The organism is Streptomyces hyaluromycini (assembly GCF_002217755.1).
GTDB lineage: Bacteria > Actinomycetota > Actinomycetes > Streptomycetales > Streptomycetaceae > Streptomyces > Streptomyces hyaluromycini.
Window position 1 is genome coordinate 207,234 of record NZ_BCFL01000016.1, and the last position, 20,940, is coordinate 228,173.

Here is a 20,940-nt window from a genome sequence, read left to right on the forward strand (position 1 = left end):
CTAGCGCAGGCCCGTTGACCGGTTGAGCGCGGCCTGGATCAGGCGGTCGATGAGGTCTGGGTAGGTGACACCGGTCGCCTGCCACATCTGGGGGTACATCGAGATCGGGGTGAAGCCGGGCATCGTGTTGATCTCGTTGATGACGAATTCGCCGTCCTCGGCGAGGAAGAAGTCGGCGCGGACCAGGCCCTCGCAGGACGCGGCCTCGAAGGCGTCCACCGCGAGCCGCTGGACATCGGCGGTCTCCTCGGGGGTGAGGGGAGCCGGGACGATGCCGGGGGTGGAGTCGATGTACTTGGCCTCGAAGTCGTAGTACGCGTGCTCGGAGGGCGGCGGGATCTCCGCCGGGACCGAGGCGCGCGGACCGTCCTCGAACTCCAGGACGCCGACCTCGATCTCACGGCCGCGGACGGCCGCCTCGATCAGGATCTTCGGGTCGTGGGACTGGGCCTCGGCGATCGCCTCGTCCAGCCCGGACAGGTCGTCGACCTTGGTGATGCCGATCGACGAACCCGCGCGCGCGGGCTTCACGAACAGCGGCCAGCCGTGCTCGCCGGCGAAGTCGACGATCCGCTTGCGGGCCGCGGACTCGTCCTGCTGCCACTCGCGGGGGCGGATCACCAGGTACGGGCCGACGGCGAGCCCGAAGGAGGCGAACACCCGCTTCATGTACTCCTTGTCCTGGCCGACGGCCGAGGCGAGCACGCCCGAGCCGACGTACGGGACGCCGGAGAGCTCCAGGAGGCCCTGCAGGGTGCCGTCCTCGCCGTACGGGCCGTGCAGCACCGGGAAGACCACGTCGACCTCGCCGAGCGCCTTGGGCACCGAGCCTGGCTCGCTGTAGACGACCTCGCGGCTGGCGGGGTCGACGGGGAGGACCACGCCGCCCTCGGTGGACTCGGCGAGGTCGCCGACCTCGGGGGTGCGGCGCTCGGCGATGGCCATGCGTTCGGGTTCGTCGGCCGTGAGCACCCAGCGGCCTTCCCTGGTGATGCCGATCGGCAGGACGTCGTACTTCGTCCGGTCGATGGCGCTCAGGACGGCTCCGGCGGTGACCGTGGAGATCCCGTGCTCGGAGCTGCGGCCGCCGAAGACGACGGCCACGCGCGGCTTGCGAGCGGGCTGCTCAGGGCTCTGGGGGAGGTTCTCGGTGCTCATATCGCGTTGAGAGTACCCGGTGGTAGGGCCCCGAGACAGCGTCGGCAGGGCGCGAGTGAGCCGAAGGGGCGCGCCGGTATCGAGGGCGCGAGCGCGCGGAGGCCCGAAGGGCTGAGCACGATCGTGGTCTCGACACCGTCCCGCGGCGGCAGCCGCATATTCGGCACTGCGGCGCCCCGAAGGCGAACGAGCAAAAAACAGGGGGTTTGCTCAGCGTCGCTCGGGCTTCGCGCTGCGCGACATCAGCTCCTTGAGGGCGACCACCGGGGGCTTGCCCTCGTGCACGATGTCCACGACCGTCTCGGTGATCGGCATCTCCACGCCGTGCCGGCGGGCCAGATCGGCCACCGACTCGCAGGACTTGACGCCCTCGGCGGTCTGCTTGGTGACCGCGATGGTCTCCTCCAGGGTCATGCCCTTGCCGAGGTTGGTGCCGAAGGTGTGGTTGCGGGAGAGCGGGGAGGAGCAGGTGGCCACCAGGTCGCCGAGCCCGGCGAGTCCCGAGAAGGTCAGCGGGTCGGCGCCGAGGGCGAGTCCGAGCCGCGCGGTCTCCGCGAGACCGCGCGTGATGAGCGAGCCCTTGGCGTTGTCGCCGAGCCCCATGCCGTCGGCGATGCCCACGGCGAGGCCGATGACGTTCTTGACCGAGCCGCCCAGTTCGCACCCGACCACGTCGGTCTCGGTGTACGGCCGGAAGTACGGGGTGTGACAGGCCGCCTGGAGCCGCCGGGCGACCGTCTCGTCGGTGCAGGCGACCACGGCGGCGGCCGGCATGCGGGCCGCGATCTCCCGGGCGAGGTTGGGGCCGGTGACGACGGCGACGCGGTCCGCGCCGACCTTGGTGACGTCCTGGATGACCTCGCTCATCCGCATGACGGTGCCGAGTTCGACACCCTTCATGAGGGACACGAGGACCGTCTCGGGCGCGAGCAGCGGCGCCCATTCGGCGAGGTTGGCCCGCATGGTCTGGGACGGCACCGACAGGAACGTGAAGTCGGCGCCGGCGGCCGCCTCGGCGGGGTCGGTCGTGGCCCGCAGGTTCTCGGGAAGTTCCACGCCCGGCAGATAGTCGGGGTTGGTACGGCCGGAGTTGACGGCCTCGGCCACCTCCGCGCGCCGCGCCCACAGGGTGACCTCGCACCCGGCGTCGGCGAGCACCATCCCGAAGGCCGTACCCCACGAACCCGCGCTGAAGACCGCCGCCTTGGCAGGCTTGCTCACTTGCCGCTCTCCTCTTCCAGACCGCTCTGCGCACGCGTCCGGCGCCGCTGCTCGATCCGCACCTGGCGTGGATCGTAGGGGGTCTCGGGAGCCTTCTCGCCGCGGATGTCCTCCAGCTGGCGCGTGATGGCCGCCATGATGACCTCGGTCGCCTCCTTGAGGACGTCCTGGGTCATCTCCTTGTCGTAGAAGCGCGTGAGGTCGACCGGCGGGCCCGCGAGGACGTGGTGGGTCTTGCGGGGCAGCAGGTCGGGCTTCTTCGCGTACGGCGGGAGGAGTTCGTTGGCGCCCCACTGGGCGACCGGGATCACCGGGCACTTGGTCTGCAGGGCGACCCGGGCGGCACCGGTCTTGGCGGTCATGGGCCACTGGTCCGGGTCGCGGGTGATCGTTCCCTCAGGGTAGAAGGCGACGCACTCGCCGCGCTCCACGGCGTCGATCGCGGCCCGGAAGGCGCTGAGCGCGTCGGTGGACTCGCGGTAGACGGGGATCTGGCCGGTGCCCCGCATCACGGCGCCGACGAATCCCTTCTTGAAAAGCCCGCTCTTCGCGAGGAATCGCGGAACGCGGCCGGTGTTGTACTGATAGTGCGCGTAGGCGAAGGGATCGATGTGGGAATTGTGGTTCACCGCGGTGATAAATCCACCCTCGGCCGGAATGTTCTCCATTCCGCGCCAGTCCCGCTTGATCAGAACCACCAGCGGAGGTTTGCAGAGAACCGCAGCGAAGCGGTACCAGAAGCCGATTCTCCGGCGGGGCACGCGGACACCTTCCTCTAGGACTTCTTCCCGGCCTGGGATCGGGAAGAAGTGTGGCCCCGGCCCGCCGGCCTGTCGAGAACACCGTACGCCTCGGCATCGCGACCACCCCGTGAGCCCGGGTGACAATGAGGCAACAAGGGAGGGACGGTACGACTGTGCAGTGGACCCTGGTCATCCCGCTCAAGCCTCTGGCCCAGGCCAAGAGCAGGCTCGCGGACACCGCGGCGGACGGTTTGCGTCCGTCACTCGCCCTCGCCTTCGCCCAGGACACGGTGGCGGCGGCCCTGGCCTGCCAGTCGGTGAAGGATGTGGCGGTCGTCACGGACGACACGCTGGCCGGGCGCGAACTGTCGGCGCTGGGCGCGCGCATCGTCCCGGACACGCCGGCGAGGGGCCTGAACGCCGCGCTGCGGCACGGCGCGGCGGCCGTCCGGGCATCGCGTCCGGAAAGCCCCGTGGCGGCCCTGAACGCCGATCTGCCGGCGGTGCGGCCGCTGGAATTGGCCCGGGTGCTCGATGCGGCCGCGGAATTCCCCCGCGCTTTTCTTCCGGACGCGGCGGCAATCGGCACCACCCTGCTGGCGGCGGCCCCCGGCCATGAATTGGCGCCCGCATTCGGCCTGGATTCCCGCGCCCGCCATGCCGCCTCGGGCGCCGAGGAACTGCGACTGGCGGGCGTGGATTCGGTACGCCAGGACGTGGACACCGGCGCCGACCTGCGCGCGGCCCTGGCCCTGGGCGTGGGCCCCCGCACGGCCACGGTGGCGGCCCGCCTGCTGATCCCGGACCAGTAGGCTGCGCTCATGCAGGCGACCGCATACACGTACGACCCCGAGACGCACGCCGGCCAGGTCCTCCTGGACGACGGGACACCGGTGCCCTTCGACGGGCCGGCGTTCGAGGCGGGCGGACTGCGCCTGCTCAGGCCGGGTCAGAGGGTACGGATCGAGACCGAGGGGACCGGAGACGGCCTCCGCATCACCCTGGTGACTTTGCAGACGCTCTGAGCCCAGAAACCCACGCATCCCCTGAACACACCGCGGGCCGGACTCCCCAAGGGAATCCGGCCCGTCGCGTGAGTACCTCGACGCTCCCCGCGTCAGCGGGCCGTGGCCTTCTTGGCGGGAGCCTTGCGCGCCGTCGACTTCTTGGCCGGCGCCTTCTTGGCGGTGACCTTCTTGGCCGGCGCCTTCTTGGCGGCCGTCTTCTTCGCCGTCGCCGTGGTCTTCTTCGCGGTGGTCTTCTTCGCCGCCGCGGCGGTGGTCTTCTTCGCGGCGGCCGTGGTCTTCTTGGCCACCGTCTTCTTCGCGGTGATCTTCTTCGCCACCGCCGTGGCCTTCTTGGCGGTGGTCTTCTTCGCCACCGCCTTCTTGACCGTCGCCGAAGCGCCGCCGGTCAGGCTGCCCTTGGGCGCCTTCTTGACCGCGACCTCACCGCCGCGCGGCAGCTTCTTGGAGCCGCTCACCAGGTCCTTGAAGCCCTGACCGGCGCGGAAGCGCGGCACGGAGGTCTTCTTGACCCGAACCCGCTCGCCCGTCTGAGGGTTGCGGGCGTAGCGGGCGGGGCGGTCCACCTTCTCGAAGGACCCGAAGCCGGTGACCGAGACCCGCTCACCCGCGACGACCGCGCGGACGATGGCGTCCAGGACATGGTCGACAGCCTCGGCGGCCTGCTGGCGGCCGCCCATCTTGTCGGCAATCGCTTCTACGAGCTGCGCCTTGTTCACGTCTTCCCCTTCGGAGACATCGCCAGAACGAATGTGTTCAAGCTTTTTCGCACGTTAGGCAGATATATACCGCAAATCAAACACGAAACGGGCTTATCACCCTTGTGCCGCAACGGACTCGGCCTGCTCGTACGGTCCGGTCAGCGGTCCTCTTCGGGGATTCGACCCGCGTCGAGGTCCGCGTTGAACCGTTCGAGCCGCCTTGCCGCGTCGGCGACGTCGTGTTTGGCCGCGGCCGTAATGACCAGCAGCTTCCGGGTCAGCGCCATCCGTACGCCCTCCGGGACTTGCAGTGCGCGCACTCTTGTGTGCGCTTCCTTGAGTTGGCCCGCGACCGCCGCATAGAGCTGGAGTTGGCCGTCGTGTTCCATGCACAGATTGTGCCATCTGGGGCGAGTTGTCGCCTGCGCAGGGTGCAACTGGCGCCTCAAATGGCCTTCCGAGCACTTGCGGAAGCCGCGGACACAGCACTCACGTACCCCGACAACATCCGCCCTAACGTGGGAAGTTGGCAAGACCTGCGACAACGCGAGCGCCCGTTCGGGTGCAGACATGGCTGTACCCCCAATCGTGGCGATCGGGGGTACAGGCGGGGTGTTGCGGTGGCTGAAACCAGCCGTATTCAGATGTGAGGGTTCAAGCCGAAACGGGCTCCGGCTCAGACCTGGAGCGTCCGCGGCTTGTACGACGGCCGCTTGGCCTCGTACTCGGCGATGTCGGCCTCGTTCCGGAGGGTGATGGAGATGTCGTCCAGGCCGTTCAGCAGCCGCCAGCGGGAGTTCTCGTCCAGCTCGAAGGAGGCGGTGACGCCCTCGGCGCGCACCTCGCGGTTCTCCAGGTCGACGGTGATCTCGGCCTGCGGGTCGTTCTCGGTGAGCTCCTGCAGCGCCTCCACGATCTTCTGGTCCAGGACCACCGTGAGCAGGCCGTTCTTCAGCGAGTTGCCCCGGAAGATGTCGGCGAAGCGGGAGGAGATCACGGTCTTGAAGCCGTAGTTCTGCAGCGCCCAGACGGCGTGCTCACGGGAGGAGCCGGTGCCGAAGTCGGGGCCGGCGACCAGGACGGTCGCGCCCTGCCGCTCGGGGCGGTTGAGGATGAAGCTCTCGTCCTTGCGCCAGGCCTCGAACAGACCGTCCTCGAAGCCGTCCCTGGTGACCTTCTTGAGCCAGTGAGCAGGGATGATCTGGTCGGTGTCGACGTTGGAGCGGCGCAGCGGGACGGCCCGGCCGGTGTGCGTGGTGAATGCTTCCATGGCTGATCAGACTCCAGCGGGCGTGCGAACGTCGGCGTCGGACAGGTCGGCGGGCGAGGCCAGGTGGCCCAGGACGGCCGTGGCGGCCGCGACCTGCGGCGACACCAGGTGGGTGCGCCCGCCCTTGCCCTGCCGGCCCTCGAAGTTGCGGTTGGAGGTGGACGCGGAGCGCTCACCGGGGGCCAGCTGGTCGGGGTTCATGCCGAGGCACATCGAGCAGCCCGCGTGCCGCCATTCGGCGCCGGCGTCCTTGAAGACGACGTCCAGACCCTCGGAGACGGCCTGGAGGCCGACCCGCGCGGAGCCGGGGACGACCAGCATCCGTACGCCGTCGGCGACTTTGCGGTCCTTGAGGATCTCGGCCGCGGCGCGCAGGTCCTCGATCCGGCCGTTGGTGCAGGAGCCTACGAAGACGGTGTCCACGTTGATCGAGCGCAGCGGCTGGCCGGCCTCCAACCCCATGTACTCCAGGGCCTTTTCGGCGGCGAAGCGCTCCGAAGCGTCTTCGTACGAAGCCGGGTCGGGGACGTCCGCCGAAAGCGGCGCACCCTGCCCCGGGTTGGTGCCCCAGGTGACGAACGGCGAGAGCGCGGCGGCGTCGATGTGCACCTCGGCGTCGAATTCCGCGTCCGCGTCCGTCTTCAGGGTCTTCCAGTACGCGACCGCCGCGTCCCAGTCCTCGCCCTCGGGGGCGTGGGCGCGGCCCTTGAGGTACGCGAAGGTGGTCTCGTCGGGGGCGATCATGCCCGCGCGGGCGCCGGCCTCGATCGACATGTTGCAGATGGTCATCCGGGCCTCCATCGAGAGCTTCTCGATGGCGGAGCCGCGGTACTCCAGGATGTAGCCCTGGCCGCCGCCGGTACCGATCTTGGCGATGATCGCCAGGATCAGGTCCTTGGCGGTGACGCCGTCGGGCAGCTCGCCGTCGACCGTGATGGCCATGGTCTTGGGGCGGGCCAGCGGCAGCGTCTGGGTGGCCAGCACGTGCTCCACCTGGGAGGTGCCGATGCCGAACGCCAGCGCGCCGAAGGCGCCGTGCGTGGAGGTGTGGGAGTCGCCGCAGACGACGGTCGTGCCGGGCTGGGTCAGGCCCAGCTGCGGGCCGACGACGTGCACGACGCCCTGCTCGACGTCGCCCAGCGGGTGCAGGCGCACCCCGAACTCGGCGCAGTTCTTGCGCAGCGTCTCCAGCTGGGCGCGGGAGACGGGGTCCGCGATGGGCTTGTCGATGTCCAGGGTCGGGGTGTTGTGGTCCTCGGTCGCGATGGTGAGGTCGAGGCGGCGCACCTGGCGGCCGTTCTGGCGCAGCCCGTCGAAGGCCTGCGGGCTGGTCACCTCGTGCAGCAGGTGCAGATCGATGAAGAGGAGGTCGGGCTCGCCCTCGGCGCGCCGGACGACGTGGTCGTCCCAGACCTTCTCCGCGAGTGTCCTACCCATCGCTTTCCCTCCGGCCGGCAGACGTGCACCGGCCCAACTAGAGATCTTGAGGAGGCGGCTGCCCGTTGTACCGGGCCCCTGAAGTCGTGGTTCCGGGCGTCCGCCGCCGGGCCCGTTGGTCTGCGGGCCACTGTGTGATTCCAGGGTGGCGCGTTCCACGGAAAATTGAACTTGCGTTTCACAGAGTGAGACGTGAGTATCGTTGCATGGACAACAGTAGCGGCGTCGGCGTTCTGGACAAGGCGGCCCTTGTCCTGAGCGCTCTGGAGTCCGGTCCGGCCACCCTCGCGGGTCTGGTCGGGGCCACCGGACTGGCACGACCCACGGCCCACCGGCTGGCCGTGGCTCTGGAACACCACCGCATGGTGGCACGCGACATGCAGGGCCGTTTCATTCTCGGTCCGCGACTCGCGGAACTGGCCGCGGCGGCCGGTGAGGACCGCCTGCTCGCGACGGCGGGCCCGGTGCTGACGCACCTCCGCGACATCACCGGAGAGAGTGCGCAGCTCTATCGCCGCCAGGGCGACATGCGCATCTGCGTGGCCGCCGCGGAACGGTTGTCCGGCCTTCGGGACACGGTCCCGGTCGGCTCGACGCTCACGATGAAGGCCGGTTCCTCGGCGCAGATCCTGATGGCCTGGGAGGAACCGGAGCGGCTGCACCGCGGCCTCCAGGGCGCCCGCTTCACGGCGACGGCCCTCTCGGGTGTCCGCCGCCGCGGCTGGGCCCAGTCCATCGGCGAGCGTGAGCCGGGCGTGGCGTCGGTGTCGGCGCCGGTGCGGGGGCCGTCCAACCGCGTGGTGGCGGCCGTCTCCGTCTCCGGCCCCATCGAGCGCCTGACCCGCCACCCCGGCCGCATGCACGCCCAGGCCGTGATCGACGCGGCGGCCCGCCTGTCGGAGGCGCTGCGCCGCACCGGCTGAGAGCCGACACCCCCGGAGAAAGAGGCCGGCCTCAACGCCGCGGCGGGCCCTTTCTCAGGGGGTGAGACTTTTTCCGCAGGGGACTGTCCCCACCCAGGGGCGCGGGGCTGTATCGATATGCGGCTCCGCCGCGTGGGCGCGACCAACCCCATACTGCCCGCACTCGCCCAGTGACCGGAGCCCCCACGGCGGAGCGTCTGCGGCCGCCGGTCGTCTGCCGCGCCGTCGTGGCTGGTCGCGCAGTTCCCCGCGCCCCTTACGGGGCGCTGCTGTCGGCGCTCCTGTAAGCGAACCGGTCCTTCGCGTACCGCCCCCGGCGTTCCAGCGGCAGCACTCCGCTCGCCGCGCCCAGGCCGAACTCCGGCATGTCGAAGTAGATCGACTCGTACGCGCCCTCGGGCGCCACGTACGTCTCGTGCCACAGGCCCACGTGGCCCCGCAGCTTCCCCGCCCGCTCCTTGCGGTTCACGATGCTCCACATCCCGTGGTGGAGCATCTCCGGCGAACTCGCGTACGCGTACAGCTTCTCCTTCGACTCCCAGTACTGGACGACGTAGTACGTCCGCGGCGAAGCCGTCAGCAGGATGCGGCCGAGCAGCCCCCGGCCGGGGTCCCGTGCGAGCTCCTTCAGCATGCGGAACATCGACAGCATGACCGGGAGCCACTGGTGGACCGCCCAGAAGTGGTTGATGCGCATGCCGATGAGCAGGACCACCGCGTCGCCCTCGCGGGCAGCGGTCGTACGGCCCGGAATCGGTTTGGTGAACATGAGGAACGACACCCCCGGAGACCTGTCGGATAGCGGCACTATCCTTCTGTCGGTGTTTGGATAGTGGCACTTACCAAGGAGGCGCGCAAGACATGCGGCTTGCCCAGTTGAGCGAGCGCAGCGGGGTGTCCGCCGCGACGATCAAGTACTACCTGCGCGAGGGGCTGTTGCCGCCGGGCCGCCAGGTCAACGCCACGACCGCGGAGTACGACGAGGAGCACCTGCGGCGGCTGCGGCTGGTGCGGGCGATGATCCAGGTGGGGCGGATCCCCGTGGCGACGGTCCGCGAGGTGCTCGGGCATGTCGACGACGACTCGCTGGGCCGCACGATCCGGGTGGGCGCCGCCCTGTGGGCACTGCCGCAGCTGCCGGAGCCGGACGAGGACGACGAGTACGTGCGGGCCGCGCACCGGGAGGCCGACGCCCTCCTTGACGCCCTCGGCTGGGAGAACGCCAAGCAGCTGACGACGATCTCTCCCGCGTACCGCCGGCTGGTGGTCGCGCTGGCCGCGTTCCGCCGGCTCGGTTACGACTGGGACGCCGAACTCCTCCTGCCGCGCGCGAAGTTGATGTACCAGGCGGCCGTCGCCGACCTGGACTTCCTGGAGACGCATCCGTCGGAGGAGGAGAAGGTGGAGGCCGCGGTGGCCAGCGCGGTGCTGGTGGAGCCGATGCTCCAGGCACTGCACCGGCTGGCCCAGGAGGAGGAGACGGCCCGGCGCTACGGCTTCGGGTAGGGCGCCGTACGGTACGGCAAAGGCCCCCCGCCGAAGCGGAGGGCCTTCTGTATGTACCCCCGACCGGATTCGAACCGGCGCTACCGCCTTGAGAGGGCGGCGTGCTAGGCCGCTACACAACGGGGGCGAAGATCTGCGTTTCCGCAGATCCGAGCTGGTCTACCTGGACTCGAACCAAGACTAACTGAACCAGAATCAGTCGTGCTGCCAATTACACCATAGACCAATGTGGTTTAGACCAGTTCGTACCCCCGACCGGATTCGAACCGGCGCTACCGCCTTGAGAGGGCGGCGTGCTAGGCCGCTACACAACGGGGGCCCTAGCGATCATCCGTGGAAGATCTCCGTACCCCCGACCGGATTCGAACCGGCGCTACTGCCTTGAGAGGGCAGCGTGCTAGGCCGCTACACAACGGGGGCGTTGCAGATGAGCTCTGCGAGCTGGCCTACCTGGACTCGAACCAAGACTAACTGAACCAGAATCAGTCGTGCTGCCAATTACACCATAGGCCACTGGAACGCAAGCCCCTGAGGGGATCTTGTTCTAGTTTCGCGCCTCCGGTTCCGGCCTTTCGGCCCGCTCCCCGGCGGCGCAGGAAGAACATTACCTGAAGGTGGACGGGGCTCCAAAACGGGTATCGGCGCGGAGGATCGCGGGCAGTTCGGCGAGGGAGGCGATCCGGTGCGGGCCGACGGGGGCGTCGGCCCCGGTGGCCGGTGCGGCGGCCGGTGCGGCGGCCGGTCCGCGGCGGTCGATCCACACCGACAGCAGCCCGGCGTCGGCGGCGCCGCGCCCGTCGATCTCCGGGTGGTCGCCGACGTACGCGACCTGGTGCGGGGCGAGTTCCAGCGCCTCGCAGGCGGCCAGGAAGGCGCCGGCCGCGGGCTTGGAGACGCCCAGTTCGGCGGCGCACAGGACGGCCTCGAAGCGGTCGTGCACCCCGAGCGTGCGCAGCTTGCGGTCCTGGACGTGCAGGCTGGAGTTGGACAGCACGGCGTGCCGGTAGCCGGCCGCGAGTGCGTCCAGGGCGGGCACGACGTCCGGGAAGAGGGACCAGACGGACTCGTAGTGCGTCAGGTACCGGCGGAACCAGTCGTCGGCCTCGGCGTCGGTCAGCTCCCTCTCCAGGAACACCCGCACCCGGTCGCGGCGCTGGTCCTCGAAGGAGAGCTCGCCCGCCGCGAACCGCGCCCACTGCTGGTCGGTGATCTCCCGCCACCGCACCAGCGCCGCCTCCGCGCTCGCCCAGCCGGCGAGCAGCCCCTCCGCCACCAGATGTGCCCGCATGCCCTCGCGGTCGGCACTCGTGTAGTCGAAGAGAGTGTCGTCCACGTCCCAGACCACGGCCCTGATCGTCATGACACCGACCGTACTCCGCGGACGCCGTCAGCCAAGGGTCATCGTGCCGGTCAGGGTCAGGGTCCGGCCCTGGCCGTCGCGGGGACGGGCGGTGAGCTTCCAGGTGTACCTGCCGGTCGGGGCGGCGGCCCCGCTGTCGGTCGTGCCGTCCCAGGCCGGGCGGACGGCCGCGCCCGTGGAGGCGCCGGTCAGGGTGCGCCGGACCGTGCCCGAGGGGGTGGCGAGGGTCAGGGTCCAGGTGGACGGCTTGTTCAGCTGCCACACCGGGGACCAGGGCGCCGACCTGGTGATGACGGACGGCGAGTAGATCTGCGCGTCCATCTGGGCGAGCGGCGAGGTGGGGACGCCGCTGGGGACGATCCACACCTTTTTGTAGTAGCCGAGGTAGGCGATCTGGCCGCCGAACCGGTCCACGGCCCAACGGCCGTTGCTGGTTCCGGTGTTCTGGTCGGTCGTGGGCAGCACGGCCACGACGTGGGTCTGCGCGGTCCCGGTGTGGACGTCGGTGAGCAGCAGTTGGTGGGTGGTCCGGTTCTCGCGCACCAGGAAGCCGTCGCCGAGGCGGGCCGGGGAGGGGCCGGCGGGGACGGGGATGTTCCGCTTGGCCGCCCGGTCGTAGACCCCGGCCGGGCCGGAGGCGCCGCAGCTCCAGTAGAGGCGGCTGTTGACGGCCTGGATGTCGGTGGGGACGCACCGGGAGCCGGTGGTGACCGTGGTCGTGGTCCTACCGGTCTTCAGGTCGTGGCCGGTGATGGACCCCTCGGTGCTGCCGGGCGTCCACAGGACCTGGCCCCACAGGGCCGCGGTGGTGCGGTTCCGGCTCTGCAGGATCTTGCCTGCCGTGGCGCCGCGCGGGAAGTCGACGATCTTCTGGACGCCGGGCGTACCGCCGTTGTAGAGGACGTAGCGGCCGGTGCCGCCGGCGATGCGGCCCCTGGAGTCGCCGGTCGGGACGTTCTGCAGGGAGGTGGTGTCGAGGCCGGTCTCGATCACGTACTCCCGGCCGGAGGAGTCGGTGAACAGGTGGGTGACGTGTCCGTCGCCGAGGGCCTCCAGCTGGGGGCAGGCGGCGTCGCCCGGGAGGCAGGTGGGGTCGGCCAGGGTGGGGCTGCGCCGGGTCTGGGGCCCGGCCGGCGCGCCGACGGCGTTGAGCGCGAAGCTGGAGATCACGTGGCCGTTGCCCTGCCTGCCGTCCAGGAACAGCTCGCCGCCGGCCATGGCCAGCCCCTCGGCCCGTATCGGCTCGGCCGGGACCTGGGCCACTTTCCTGGTGGCGGTACCGCCGTCCGCGGTGGGGGTGATGCGGTGGACGTACCAGTCGAAGCTGGAGGTGCCGGCGGTGGCGAGCGCGCCGCCGTCCGGGGTCGGGCCCATTCCCCCGGAGGAGTTCGCGAGGACGGTGCGGGTCTCTCCGGTGGTCAGCGAGCGGGCCGTCAGCGCGGGCTTGGTGCCGCCCAGGACGAAGGCCGGGTTGCCGGTGAGGAGCTGGTCACCGACGACGGCCACCAGCTCGGCGCCCCAGGGCGTCATCCCGGTGGGCTGGGTGCCCGAGGCCGCGTCGACGCGGATGTACCTCCAGTCGGCGACCAGCCAGCGGTCGTTGAAGCGGACCGGCGGTTCGGCGGCCACTCCCGTGACGTAGGTGCGGAAGGTGCCGTCGCTCAGGTCCACGAGGCCGACGGAGGTGGTGCCGTCCAGGGTGTAGACGATCGCGGCGCGGCGGACCGAGCCGCCCGGGACGTAACCGGTGGGCCGGGCGCCCGCGGGGAGTCCGGTCACGGGGAGGTCGGTGGTGGAGCCGTCGGCCGCGGCGCGCAGGACGTGCGGGGTGCCGGAGGTGTCCTGGGTGAGCACGCTCCAGCCGGACGTGGTCCGGTAGGTCTGGCCCGCCGGGATGGTGACGGTGGCCGTCACGCCGGTGGAACGGTGCTGCTGGGTCACCTTGGCACCCTCGTCCCAGGTGCTGACCACGTCGGTGCCGGTGGCCAGATCGTCCGGGCCGGCGTGCGCGGGCGGGACGAAGTCCGGGTAGCCGACCCAGGTGCCGGGGCCGATGGAGGTCCGGGGTTCCCACTGGAACCCGGACGCCCCCGCCCACATGTAGTACACGTAGGCCGGCTCCCACGACCTGAGCGTGACGAACCCGACCGGCAGGGGGACCGCGGGCCCGGCCTGCGCGGGCGAGGTCGCCGCGACGCAGGTCAGAGCCGCTGCTCCGGCGACGACGGCCGTGGCCAGTCTCCGCGAACGGATCGATTCGTGCCGTGAACGGGTCACGTCCCCCACCCCCTGTACCGGATGCGCATGCACATCACGCGCACAGGGGACATCCAACGGTCACACAGCAAGCGGGGCTTGGCCGTAGGGGTTAACTCCCGGAGACGGCTCGGGGGCGGCTCGGGGACGGCTCGGGGACGCGCGGGGGGCGCCCCGGAGACTCCGGGGCGCCCCTTCACGTACGTCCGCGTGTTACGCGCTCAGCTTCGCCAGTGCCGTGTCGATCCGTGCCAGGGTCTTCTCCTTGCCCAGGATCTCCAGGGACTCGAAGAGCGGCAGGCCGACCGTACGGCCGGTGACGGCCACCCGGACCGGGGCCTGGGCCTTGCCGAGCTTGAGGCCATGGGCCTCGCCGGCGGCCAGCACGGCCTCCTTCAGGGACTCCGGGGAGGTCCAGTCGGCCGACTCCAGCTTCTCGCGGGCCGTGGCCAGCAGGGCGTCGCTGCCCTCCTTCATCGCCTTGGTCCAGGACGCCTCGTCCTCGACCGGCTCCGCCAGGAACAGGAAGTCGACGTTCTCGGTGATCTCCGAGAGGACCTTCAGACGGGTCTGGGCGTGCGGGGCGATCGCCTCCCACTTCGACTCGTCGAAGTCCTCCGGGGCCCAGGGCGCGAAGGGGGCCTTCAGCCAGGGGGCGCAGCGCTCCGTGAAGTCCTTCACGTCCAGCAGACGGATGTGGTCGGCGTTGATCGACTCGCACTTCTTCAGGTCGAAGCGGGCCGGGTTGGGGTTCACGTCGCCGATGTCGAAGGCCGCGACCATCTCGTCGATCGAGAAGATGTCCTGGTCGGCGGAGAGCGACCAGCCCAGCAGGGAGAGGTAGTTGAGCAGGCCCTCGGGCAGGAAGCCGCGCTCGCGGTAGAGGTTGAGGGAGGACTGCGGGTCCCGCTTCGACAGCTTCTTGTTGCCCTCGCCCATGACATAGGGGAGGTGGCCGAAGGCCGGGACCTGCTGGGCGATGCCGAGGTCGATGAGCGCCTTGTAGAGGGCGATCTGGCGCGGGGTGGAGGAGAGGAGGTCCTCGCCGCGCAGGACGTGGGTGATCTCCATCAGGGCGTCGTCGACCGGGTTGACCAGCGTGTACAGCGGGGCACCGTTGGCGCGGACGATGCCGTAGTCCGGGACGTTCTCCGGGGTGAAGGTCAGCTCGCCGCGGACCAGGTCGGTGAAGGTGATCGTCTCGTCGGGCATCCGGAAGCGGACGATCGGGGTGCGGCCCTGGGCTTTGTACTCCTCGACCTGCTCGGCGGTGAGGTCGCGGCAGTGGCCGTCGTAGCCGGACGGCTTGCCGGCGGCGCGGGCGGCCTCGCGGCGGGTGTCCAGCTCCTCCTGGGAGCAGTAGCAGTGGTAGGCATGGCCGGCGTCGAGCAGCTTGGCGGCGACGTCCTGGTAGATGTCCATGCGCTGCGACTGGCGGTACGGCGCGTGCGGGCCGCCGACCTCGGGGCCCTCGTCCCAGTCGAAGCCCAGCCAGCGCATCGCGTCGAGCAGCTGGTTGTACGACTCCTCGGAGTCGCGGGCCGCGTCGGTGTCCTCGATGCGGAAGACGAGCGTGCCCTGGTGGTGCCGGGCGAACGCCCAGTTGAACAGGGCGGTGCGGACCAGGCCCACATGGGGGTTACCGGTGGGCGAGGGACAGAAACGTACGCGTGGGGGTACCCCCAGCGCGAGCGAAGTCGAGTGCCTGGGGGAGGGTGCGCTAGCCACGCTTGACAACCTTGTTGGTGAGAGTGCCGATGCCTTCGATGGTGACGGCGACCTCGTCGCCGACGCTGAGGGGGCCGACCCCTGCCGGGGTGCCGGTGAGGATCACGTCGCCGGGGAGCAGCGTCATGGCCTCGGTGATGTTGACGATCAGGTCCGCGATGGAGTGGATCATCTCGCTCGTCCGGCCGAGCTGGCGCTGTTCCCCGTTGACCGTGAGCTGGATCGTCAGGTCGGACGCGGTGGCGAGGTCCAGGTCCGTCTCCACCCAGGGGCCGAGCGGGCAGGAGGTGTCGAAGCCCTTGGCCCGGGCCCACTGCTTCTCGCGCTTCTGGACGTCGCGGGCGGTGACGTCGTTGGCGCAGGTGTAGCCGAGGATCACCTCCGCGACACGCTCGCGCGGGACCTCGCGGCACATGCGGCCGATCACCACGGCCAGCTCGGCCTCGTGGTGGAGGTCCTGGGAGAAGGAGGGGTACTGGATGTCGTCGCCGGAGCCGATCACCGAGGTGGACGGCTTGAAGAAGGCGAAGGGGGCGTCCGGGACCTCGTTGCCCAGCTCCTTCGCGTGCTCCGCGTAGTTGCGGCCGTAGGCGACGACCTTGTTGGGGAGCACCGGCGGGAGCAGGCGGACCTTGCTCAGCGGGACCTTCGTACCGGAGAGCTCGAAGTCCGCGAACGGAATGCCCTTGATGATGTCGAGGACGAGTTCGTCCTGCTTGTCGCCCTCGACGGCGCCGAAGGCGACGTTCCCGTCGATGGAGAACCTGGCGATGCGCACGGGATCCTTGCGCCCCTCACTGAGCCGGCTGGAGTCTGACGCTCCAGGCTAACGCGGTAAGGGGTGGCCGCCGCGGAATAACCCGGTGACCGGGTGGGTGAGTGAACGGCGGCCGGGTCCCGTACTACTCCGCGACCGAGGCCCCGGCCGGGAGCTCCATGAGGATGGTGCGCCGGGGGTTGGCGGTCTGGGCGGGGAGGTCGAGGGAGTGCTCGGGCAGCTCGGGGGTCTGCAGTTCCTCGGCGTCCTTGAGGTGGGCGAGGGTGGTGCGGCGGGGGTTGGCTATGTTGCGGAACATCATCGTCGTCTTCACGGTTGCAGTGGACCCCGTCGTGTGTGGGTTGGCAGAGACTTCCCTCTTGTAAAGCGCCAGGCTAAACATCGAATTCCCGGCCGAAGCCGCCAAGAGGCCTGGATCCACATGTGAGTTTGCTCACGGAGTCAGGGGCAAACCGGTCATATCCGGCCGACAACTCACCGCAACGAAACGGACATTGACGAACTGAACCTGTCATTCCGCTCCTGATCATGGCGACTGGGACACGGCCCGCTCACCGGCAGCTGACAGGGATACGCCCTTTATGTACGCGATCGGCTTCCACATCTCGTAACGTGTCACTCACACGCTGTCACACAGGTCACAGCTCGGTCCACGGCCCTTGTTGGAGATCCGGCACTGTGCTGGAATTCCACGGAACCGCCGCAGGATCGAGCCGGCGCGCAGGGGGCGCAACGCAGCGCCGAGTGGCGGCGAGACAGGGGGAGCCAGCGCCGGTCACACTCACGACCAACAGGGGGCGCATTCAGGGCGCTCCCGGTACAACGCCGACACCGTGTCCTTCCGTTCCCGGAGGGGCGCCTGGTCCAGAGGTTGCGACGCTAGTGCAGGGACGTTTCAAGAGGGATGGCAGCGCTCCGGCGGAGCCGGAGGCGCACGGCGGGACCGACCGCGGTTCCTCGCCCCAGCACGCCCAGAACCCGGGCCCGACCCCGGTCGGCGGTGGTGGTGACGGCGGTGAGCGCTCCGGGCGCCCCGCCGTGTCGGCGTCTTCGGGCCCCCAACCGGCCAACACACCGACTCCTACGGTCAAGCCCGCGAAGGGTCCGTCCAACCCGGGCTCGCGCATAGCCCTGCGCAACTGGCGCATCTCCACGCGTCTGGTGTCGCTGCTCGCGCTCCCCGTGGTGGCGGCGACGACGCTGGGCGCGGTGCGCATCAACCAGTCGCTCGACTCCATCCAGCAGCTCGACAACATGCAGCTGCTGACGGACATGACCACGCAGGCGACCGAGCTGGCCACCGCGCTCCAGGCCGAGCGCGACAAGACGGCCGGTCCGCTGGCGCACGGCGGGTCGGCCACGAGCCCCGCGGTCACGGGCCTCGAGAACGACACCGACCGCGCCCGCGAGAACTTCCTCAACGCCTCCGAGGAAATCGACACCGCGAGCAAGAACGGTCAGCTCCAGGGCGTCCGCGACAGCCTCGTCGGTCTGGCCGGCCAGCTGGACGACCTGGCGAAGATCCGCAAGGACGCCTATCAGCAGAAGGAGAACTCGACCCAGACGGTCGAGGCCTACCACCGGCTGATCACCCAGCTGATCGACCTCTCCCAGGACATGGCGCAGGCCTCCAGCAACCCGGAGATGATCCAGCGCACCCGCGCCCTGGCGGCGTTCTCCACCGCCAAGGAGTACGCGTCCGTGCAGCGCGCCGTCATCGCCGCGGCCCTGCCCGCCAACGGCACGAGCCCCGGCGACCTCTCCGAGAACGACCGCCTGTACGGCGAGTCCGCCCAGGAGAGCGAGACCTCCGAGCTGACGATCTTCCGGAAGATCTACGCCGGCAACGCGGCCGACCTGCTCAGCCCGATCGACGGCAACAACCCGACGATCGAGGCCGCGGACACCTACGCCAAGCGTGCGCTCGGCGCCCAGAACGGTCTGAACGAGCTCAGCAAGCGCTCGTACCTCGACTGGGTCGACGACAGCTCGACCAAGATCGAGCAGATGCAGAAGATCGAGCACACGCTGCTTGAGGACATGGAGCAGAAGGCCCGCGAGCTGCGCGCCTCCTCCGAGCAGTCCGCGATCATCTCCGGCGCGCTGATCCTGCTGGTCCTCGGCGTGTCGCTGGTCGGCGCCTTCATCGTGGCCCGCTCCATGATCCGCTCGCTGCGCCGCCTCCAGGAGACCGCCACCAAGGTCGCCCAGGACCGCCTGCCCGAGCTGGTCAAGCAGCTCTCCGAGTCCGACCCGCAGGACGTCGACACGTCCGTGGAGTCGGTCGGTGTGCACTCCCGGGACGAGATCGGCCAGGTGGCCGCGGCCTTCGACGACGTGCACCGCGAGGCCGTCCGCCTCGCCGCCGAGCAGGCCCTCCTGCGGGGCAACGTCAACGCGATGTTCACCAACCTCTCGCGCCGCTCCCAGGGCCTCATCCAGCGTCAGCTCTCGCTCATCTCCGAGCTGGAGTCCCGCGAGGCCGACCCGGACCAGCTGTCCTCCCTCTTCAAGCTCGACCACCTCGCGACGCGTATGCGCCGTAACGGTGAGAACCTCCTCGTCCTCGCCGGTGAAGAGCCCGGCCGCCGCTGGACCCGCCCGGTCCCGCTGGTCGACGTGCTCCGCGCCGCCGCGTCCGAGGTGGAGCAGTACGAGCGCATCGAGCTGGCCGCCGTGCCGACCACCGAAGTGGCCGGCCGCGTGGTCAACGACCTCGTGCACCTGCTCGCCGAGCTCCTCGAGAACGCCACCTCGTTCTCCTCGCCGCAGACCAAGGTCAAGGTCACCGGTCACGCGCTGCCCGACGGCCGCGTCCTGATCGAGATCCACGACACCGGTATCGGCCTCTCCCCCGAGGACCTCGCGGCGATCAACGAGCGGCTCGCCTCGCCGCCCACCGTGGACGTCTCCGTCTCCCGCCGCATGGGTCTGTTCGTGGTCGGTCGTCTGTCGCAGCGCCACGGCATCCGGATCCAGCTGCGCCCGTCCGACTCCGGAGGTACGACAGCGCTGGTCATGCTGCCGGTCGACGTCGCCCAGGGCGGCAAGAAGCCCGCTCCCGGCAAGCCCGGTGCCCCGGCGCCGTCCGGCGGTCCGGCCGCCGCGCAGGCCGCGGCCGGTGCGGCCGCGGCCCGGCGGGGCAACGGCCAGGGCGGCGGTCCCGGTTCGCTCGGTGCGGGTGCCCCCGCCCCGGCGCTCGGCGGTGCCGGTGCGCCCGGCGGACGCGGTGGTGCCCTCGGTTCCGGCGCTCCCTCCGGTGGCGGGCTGCTCGGTGCCGGCGCGGGTCCGCGCGGCCAGGTCGGCGCCGGCCAGGGTCCCCGGGCCGCGCTGCCCGGCGCGGGCCAGAACGGCGGCCGTCCCGGTGCGCCGGGCGGTGCGCGCGGCCAGCAGGGCCGGCCGAACCCGGGTGCCGGTGCCTTCGGCAACCAGGACGCGTTCGGCAACTCGCAGGACCCCTTCGGCGGCCAGGACGCCTTCGGCAACCGCGCCCCGGTTCCGCCGCAGCGCTCCGCGAACCCCTCCGACCAGGGCCGTCAGCCCCAGCTGCCGCCGCGCGGCGGCCCGCGGGCCGAGCTGCCCGGCGGCAACCCGCCGGCGGGCCGGCCCAGCTGGAGCGACGACAACGCCCAGCCGCCGCTCTCCCGTGCCTCGCTGGACACCCCGCGCGGCCACGACGAGCAGGACCCGACCCACACGGCGCCGATGCCCCGCATCGATGACCGGCAGGGACTCGGCGCCACCTCGCAGATGCCGGCGATCCCCCAGGCTCCGTCGACCGGCGAGTTCCCGCGCCCGGACTTCAACGCGCCGAACGGCGTGCACAACACCGGCTCGTTCCCGCGGCCGGGTACGACCGGCCCGCAGGACACCGGCTCGTTCCCCCGCCCGAACGTCAACGGCCAGCACGACACGGGCTCGTTCCCGCGGCCGGGTACGACGGGCCCGCAGGACACCGGGTCGTTCCCCCGCCCGAACGTGAACGGCCAGCAGGACAACGGCCAGTTCGTGCGTTCCGATGTCTTCGGCGGACCGACCGGGCCGCAGAACGGCTCCCAGAACACCGGGCAGTTCGCGGCCCCGCAGGCCTACGACAACGGCTCCACCGGCCAGTTCGCCGCGCCGTCCTTCGACGGCGGCTCCACCGGGCAGCACTCCCTGCCCGGCCGGCAGAACGGCTACCCGGGCAACGGCCAGAGCCAGAACGGCAACGGTCAGTACGGCACGGGCCAGTTCGAGCGTCCGGGGACCAACGGCCGCGGCATGGACTTCGGCGCGCCGCAGCGTCCGCCGGTCCCGCCCGCGCCGCCGGTCCGCCAGGAGCCGGAGGCGCTGCCGCCGGCCAGCGGTCCCGGTGACGGTCGTACCCCGCTGTACGACACGCTGGAGACCAACTGGTTCCACGGCGGCCAGCAGGAGCAGCAGCACCAGCAGAGCAACGGCAACGGCTCGGCGGCGTCGATTCCGCCGGTCCCGCCGGTGCCCTCCCAGCCGCCGGCCCCCGCCGCCGCGGCCCCCCAGCGTCCCGCCCAGGCAGCCTGGCGCACCTCCCCGAACGACGACCTCGTCCGGCAGGCGGAGCGTGTACGGCAGCCGGCGGCGGGCGGTGTCACCACCTCCGGTCTGCCGCGCCGGGTGCCCCGGGCGAACCTCGTCCCGGGCACGGCTCAGCAGCAACAGCACCACACCGGTCCGCAGGTCTCGCGTGCGCCTGATGACGTCCGCGGCCGGCTGACCAATCTCCGTCGGGGTATCGCGCAGGGTAGGCAGGCCGGCACCGGCCCGCAGACCGGCAGCTTCCCGAGCCCCACTCACCAGCAGGAGCGTTAGTTGA

General features: G+C 70.6%; 18 protein-coding genes and 5 tRNA genes. 5 read left to right on the forward strand and 18 right to left on the reverse strand.

Annotated features, from left to right (window positions below; genetic code table 11):
- From SSP29_RS00970 to SSP29_RS00980, 3 genes are all read right to left on the reverse strand, one after another.
- On the reverse strand, positions 1 to 1,158 hold the full coding sequence (locus SSP29_RS00970) for a D-alanine--D-alanine ligase family protein (RefSeq protein ID WP_089098532.1): 1,158 nt from the start codon (positions 1,156 to 1,158) through the stop codon (positions 1 to 3).
- A 210-nt stretch (positions 1,159 to 1,368) separates the two neighbouring features.
- Complete coding sequence (locus SSP29_RS00975; protein WP_089098533.1) at positions 1,369 to 2,379, reverse strand: NAD(P)H-dependent glycerol-3-phosphate dehydrogenase; 1,011 nt, start codon at positions 2,377 to 2,379, stop codon at positions 1,369 to 1,371.
- A complete protein-coding gene (locus tag SSP29_RS00980) occupies positions 2,376 to 3,140 on the reverse strand; it encodes a lysophospholipid acyltransferase family protein (protein WP_089098534.1) in 765 nt (254 codons plus the stop codon). The genes SSP29_RS00975 and SSP29_RS00980 overlap by 4 nt, the downstream gene beginning before the upstream one ends.
- A gap of 155 nt (positions 3,141 to 3,295) precedes the next feature.
- Here SSP29_RS00980 and cofC point away from each other — a divergent pair, with 155 nt between their 5' ends.
- A complete protein-coding gene (gene cofC / locus SSP29_RS00985; RefSeq protein ID WP_089098535.1) occupies positions 3,296 to 3,934 on the forward strand; it encodes a 2-phospho-L-lactate guanylyltransferase in 639 nt (212 codons plus the stop codon).
- 9 nt (positions 3,935 to 3,943) lie between these two features.
- Positions 3,944 to 4,147 (forward strand): hypothetical protein, encoded by a 204-nt coding sequence (locus SSP29_RS00990; RefSeq protein ID WP_089098536.1) that lies wholly within the window; start codon positions 3,944 to 3,946, stop codon positions 4,145 to 4,147.
- Between the two features lie 92 nt (positions 4,148 to 4,239).
- Here SSP29_RS00990 and SSP29_RS00995 read toward each other — a convergent pair whose 3' ends face one another.
- From SSP29_RS00995 to leuC, 4 genes are all read right to left on the reverse strand, one after another.
- The gene (locus SSP29_RS00995) at positions 4,240 to 4,866 is read right to left on the reverse strand and encodes an HU family DNA-binding protein (RefSeq protein ID WP_089098537.1); all 627 of its coding nucleotides are present in this window, start codon (positions 4,864 to 4,866) and stop codon (positions 4,240 to 4,242) included.
- A 140-nt stretch (positions 4,867 to 5,006) separates the two neighbouring features.
- Positions 5,007 to 5,237 carry an SCO5555 family protein gene (locus SSP29_RS01000; RefSeq protein WP_089098538.1) on the reverse strand — a complete coding sequence of 77 codons (231 nt, stop codon included), beginning with the start codon at positions 5,235 to 5,237 and terminating at the stop codon, positions 5,007 to 5,009.
- Between the two features lie 287 nt (positions 5,238 to 5,524).
- Positions 5,525 to 6,118, reverse strand: a complete 594-nt coding sequence (gene leuD, locus SSP29_RS01005) for a 3-isopropylmalate dehydratase small subunit (RefSeq protein WP_089098539.1) — start codon at positions 6,116 to 6,118, stop codon at positions 5,525 to 5,527.
- Between the two features lie 6 nt (positions 6,119 to 6,124).
- Complete coding sequence (gene leuC / locus SSP29_RS01010; protein WP_089098540.1) at positions 6,125 to 7,555, reverse strand: 3-isopropylmalate dehydratase large subunit; 1,431 nt, start codon at positions 7,553 to 7,555, stop codon at positions 6,125 to 6,127.
- A 206-nt stretch (positions 7,556 to 7,761) separates the two neighbouring features.
- Here leuC and ndgR point away from each other — a divergent pair, with 206 nt between their 5' ends.
- A complete protein-coding gene (gene ndgR / locus SSP29_RS01015) occupies positions 7,762 to 8,478 on the forward strand; it encodes an IclR family transcriptional regulator NdgR (RefSeq protein WP_089098541.1) in 717 nt (238 codons plus the stop codon).
- A 256-nt stretch (positions 8,479 to 8,734) separates the two neighbouring features.
- Here the strand turns inward: ndgR and SSP29_RS01020 are convergent, their stop codons facing one another.
- Positions 8,735 to 9,247, reverse strand: a complete 513-nt coding sequence (locus SSP29_RS01020; protein ID WP_089099740.1) for a DUF4188 domain-containing protein — start codon at positions 9,245 to 9,247, stop codon at positions 8,735 to 8,737.
- 92 nt (positions 9,248 to 9,339) lie between these two features.
- Between SSP29_RS01020 and SSP29_RS01025 the strand changes: the two genes are divergently transcribed.
- Positions 9,340 to 9,984, forward strand: a complete 645-nt coding sequence (locus tag SSP29_RS01025; protein WP_089098542.1) for a MerR family transcriptional regulator — start codon at positions 9,340 to 9,342, stop codon at positions 9,982 to 9,984.
- A 54-nt stretch (positions 9,985 to 10,038) separates the two neighbouring features.
- Here the strand turns inward: SSP29_RS01025 and SSP29_RS01030 are convergent.
- From SSP29_RS01030 to SSP29_RS01075, 10 genes are all read right to left on the reverse strand, one after another.
- A tRNA-Glu gene (locus SSP29_RS01030) sits at positions 10,039 to 10,111 on the reverse strand.
- Positions 10,112 to 10,138: 27 nt separating this feature from the next.
- Positions 10,139 to 10,210: transfer RNA gene (locus tag SSP29_RS01035), tRNA-Gln, on the reverse strand.
- A 20-nt stretch (positions 10,211 to 10,230) separates the two neighbouring features.
- Positions 10,231 to 10,303: transfer RNA gene (locus SSP29_RS01040), tRNA-Glu, on the reverse strand.
- A gap of 28 nt (positions 10,304 to 10,331) precedes the next feature.
- Positions 10,332 to 10,404, reverse strand: a tRNA-Glu gene (locus SSP29_RS01045).
- Positions 10,405 to 10,425: 21 nt separating this feature from the next.
- Positions 10,426 to 10,497 (reverse strand) — tRNA-Gln (locus tag SSP29_RS01050).
- A 91-nt stretch (positions 10,498 to 10,588) separates the two neighbouring features.
- Positions 10,589 to 11,344: an HAD family hydrolase gene (locus SSP29_RS01055; RefSeq protein WP_089098543.1), complete on the reverse strand. Its 756-nt coding sequence runs from the start codon at positions 11,342 to 11,344 to the stop codon at positions 10,589 to 10,591.
- Positions 11,345 to 11,371: 27 nt separating this feature from the next.
- The gene (locus SSP29_RS01060; protein WP_145968835.1) at positions 11,372 to 13,621 is read right to left on the reverse strand and encodes a FlgD immunoglobulin-like domain containing protein; all 2,250 of its coding nucleotides are present in this window, start codon (positions 13,619 to 13,621) and stop codon (positions 11,372 to 11,374) included.
- 192 nt (positions 13,622 to 13,813) lie between these two features.
- Entirely contained in the window at positions 13,814 to 15,328 is a 1,515-nt protein-coding gene (gene gltX / locus SSP29_RS01065; RefSeq protein ID WP_245882994.1) for a glutamate--tRNA ligase, read from the reverse strand.
- Positions 15,321 to 16,106 carry a fumarylacetoacetate hydrolase family protein gene (locus tag SSP29_RS01070; protein WP_089098545.1) on the reverse strand — a complete coding sequence of 262 codons (786 nt, stop codon included), beginning with the start codon at positions 16,104 to 16,106 and terminating at the stop codon, positions 15,321 to 15,323. Before SSP29_RS01070 ends, gltX begins: the two co-directional genes overlap by 8 nt.
- A 124-nt stretch (positions 16,107 to 16,230) precedes the next feature.
- On the reverse strand, positions 16,231 to 16,419 hold the full coding sequence (locus SSP29_RS01075) for a hypothetical protein (protein WP_089098546.1): 189 nt from the start codon (positions 16,417 to 16,419) through the stop codon (positions 16,231 to 16,233).
- A 569-nt stretch (positions 16,420 to 16,988) separates the two neighbouring features.
- On the opposite strand from SSP29_RS01075, the gene SSP29_RS01080 reads away from it, so the two are divergent.
- Positions 16,989 to 20,936, forward strand: a complete 3,948-nt coding sequence (locus SSP29_RS01080) for a sensor histidine kinase (RefSeq protein WP_089098547.1) — start codon at positions 16,989 to 16,991, stop codon at positions 20,934 to 20,936.
- The last annotated feature ends 4 nt before the right edge of the window (positions 20,937 to 20,940 follow it).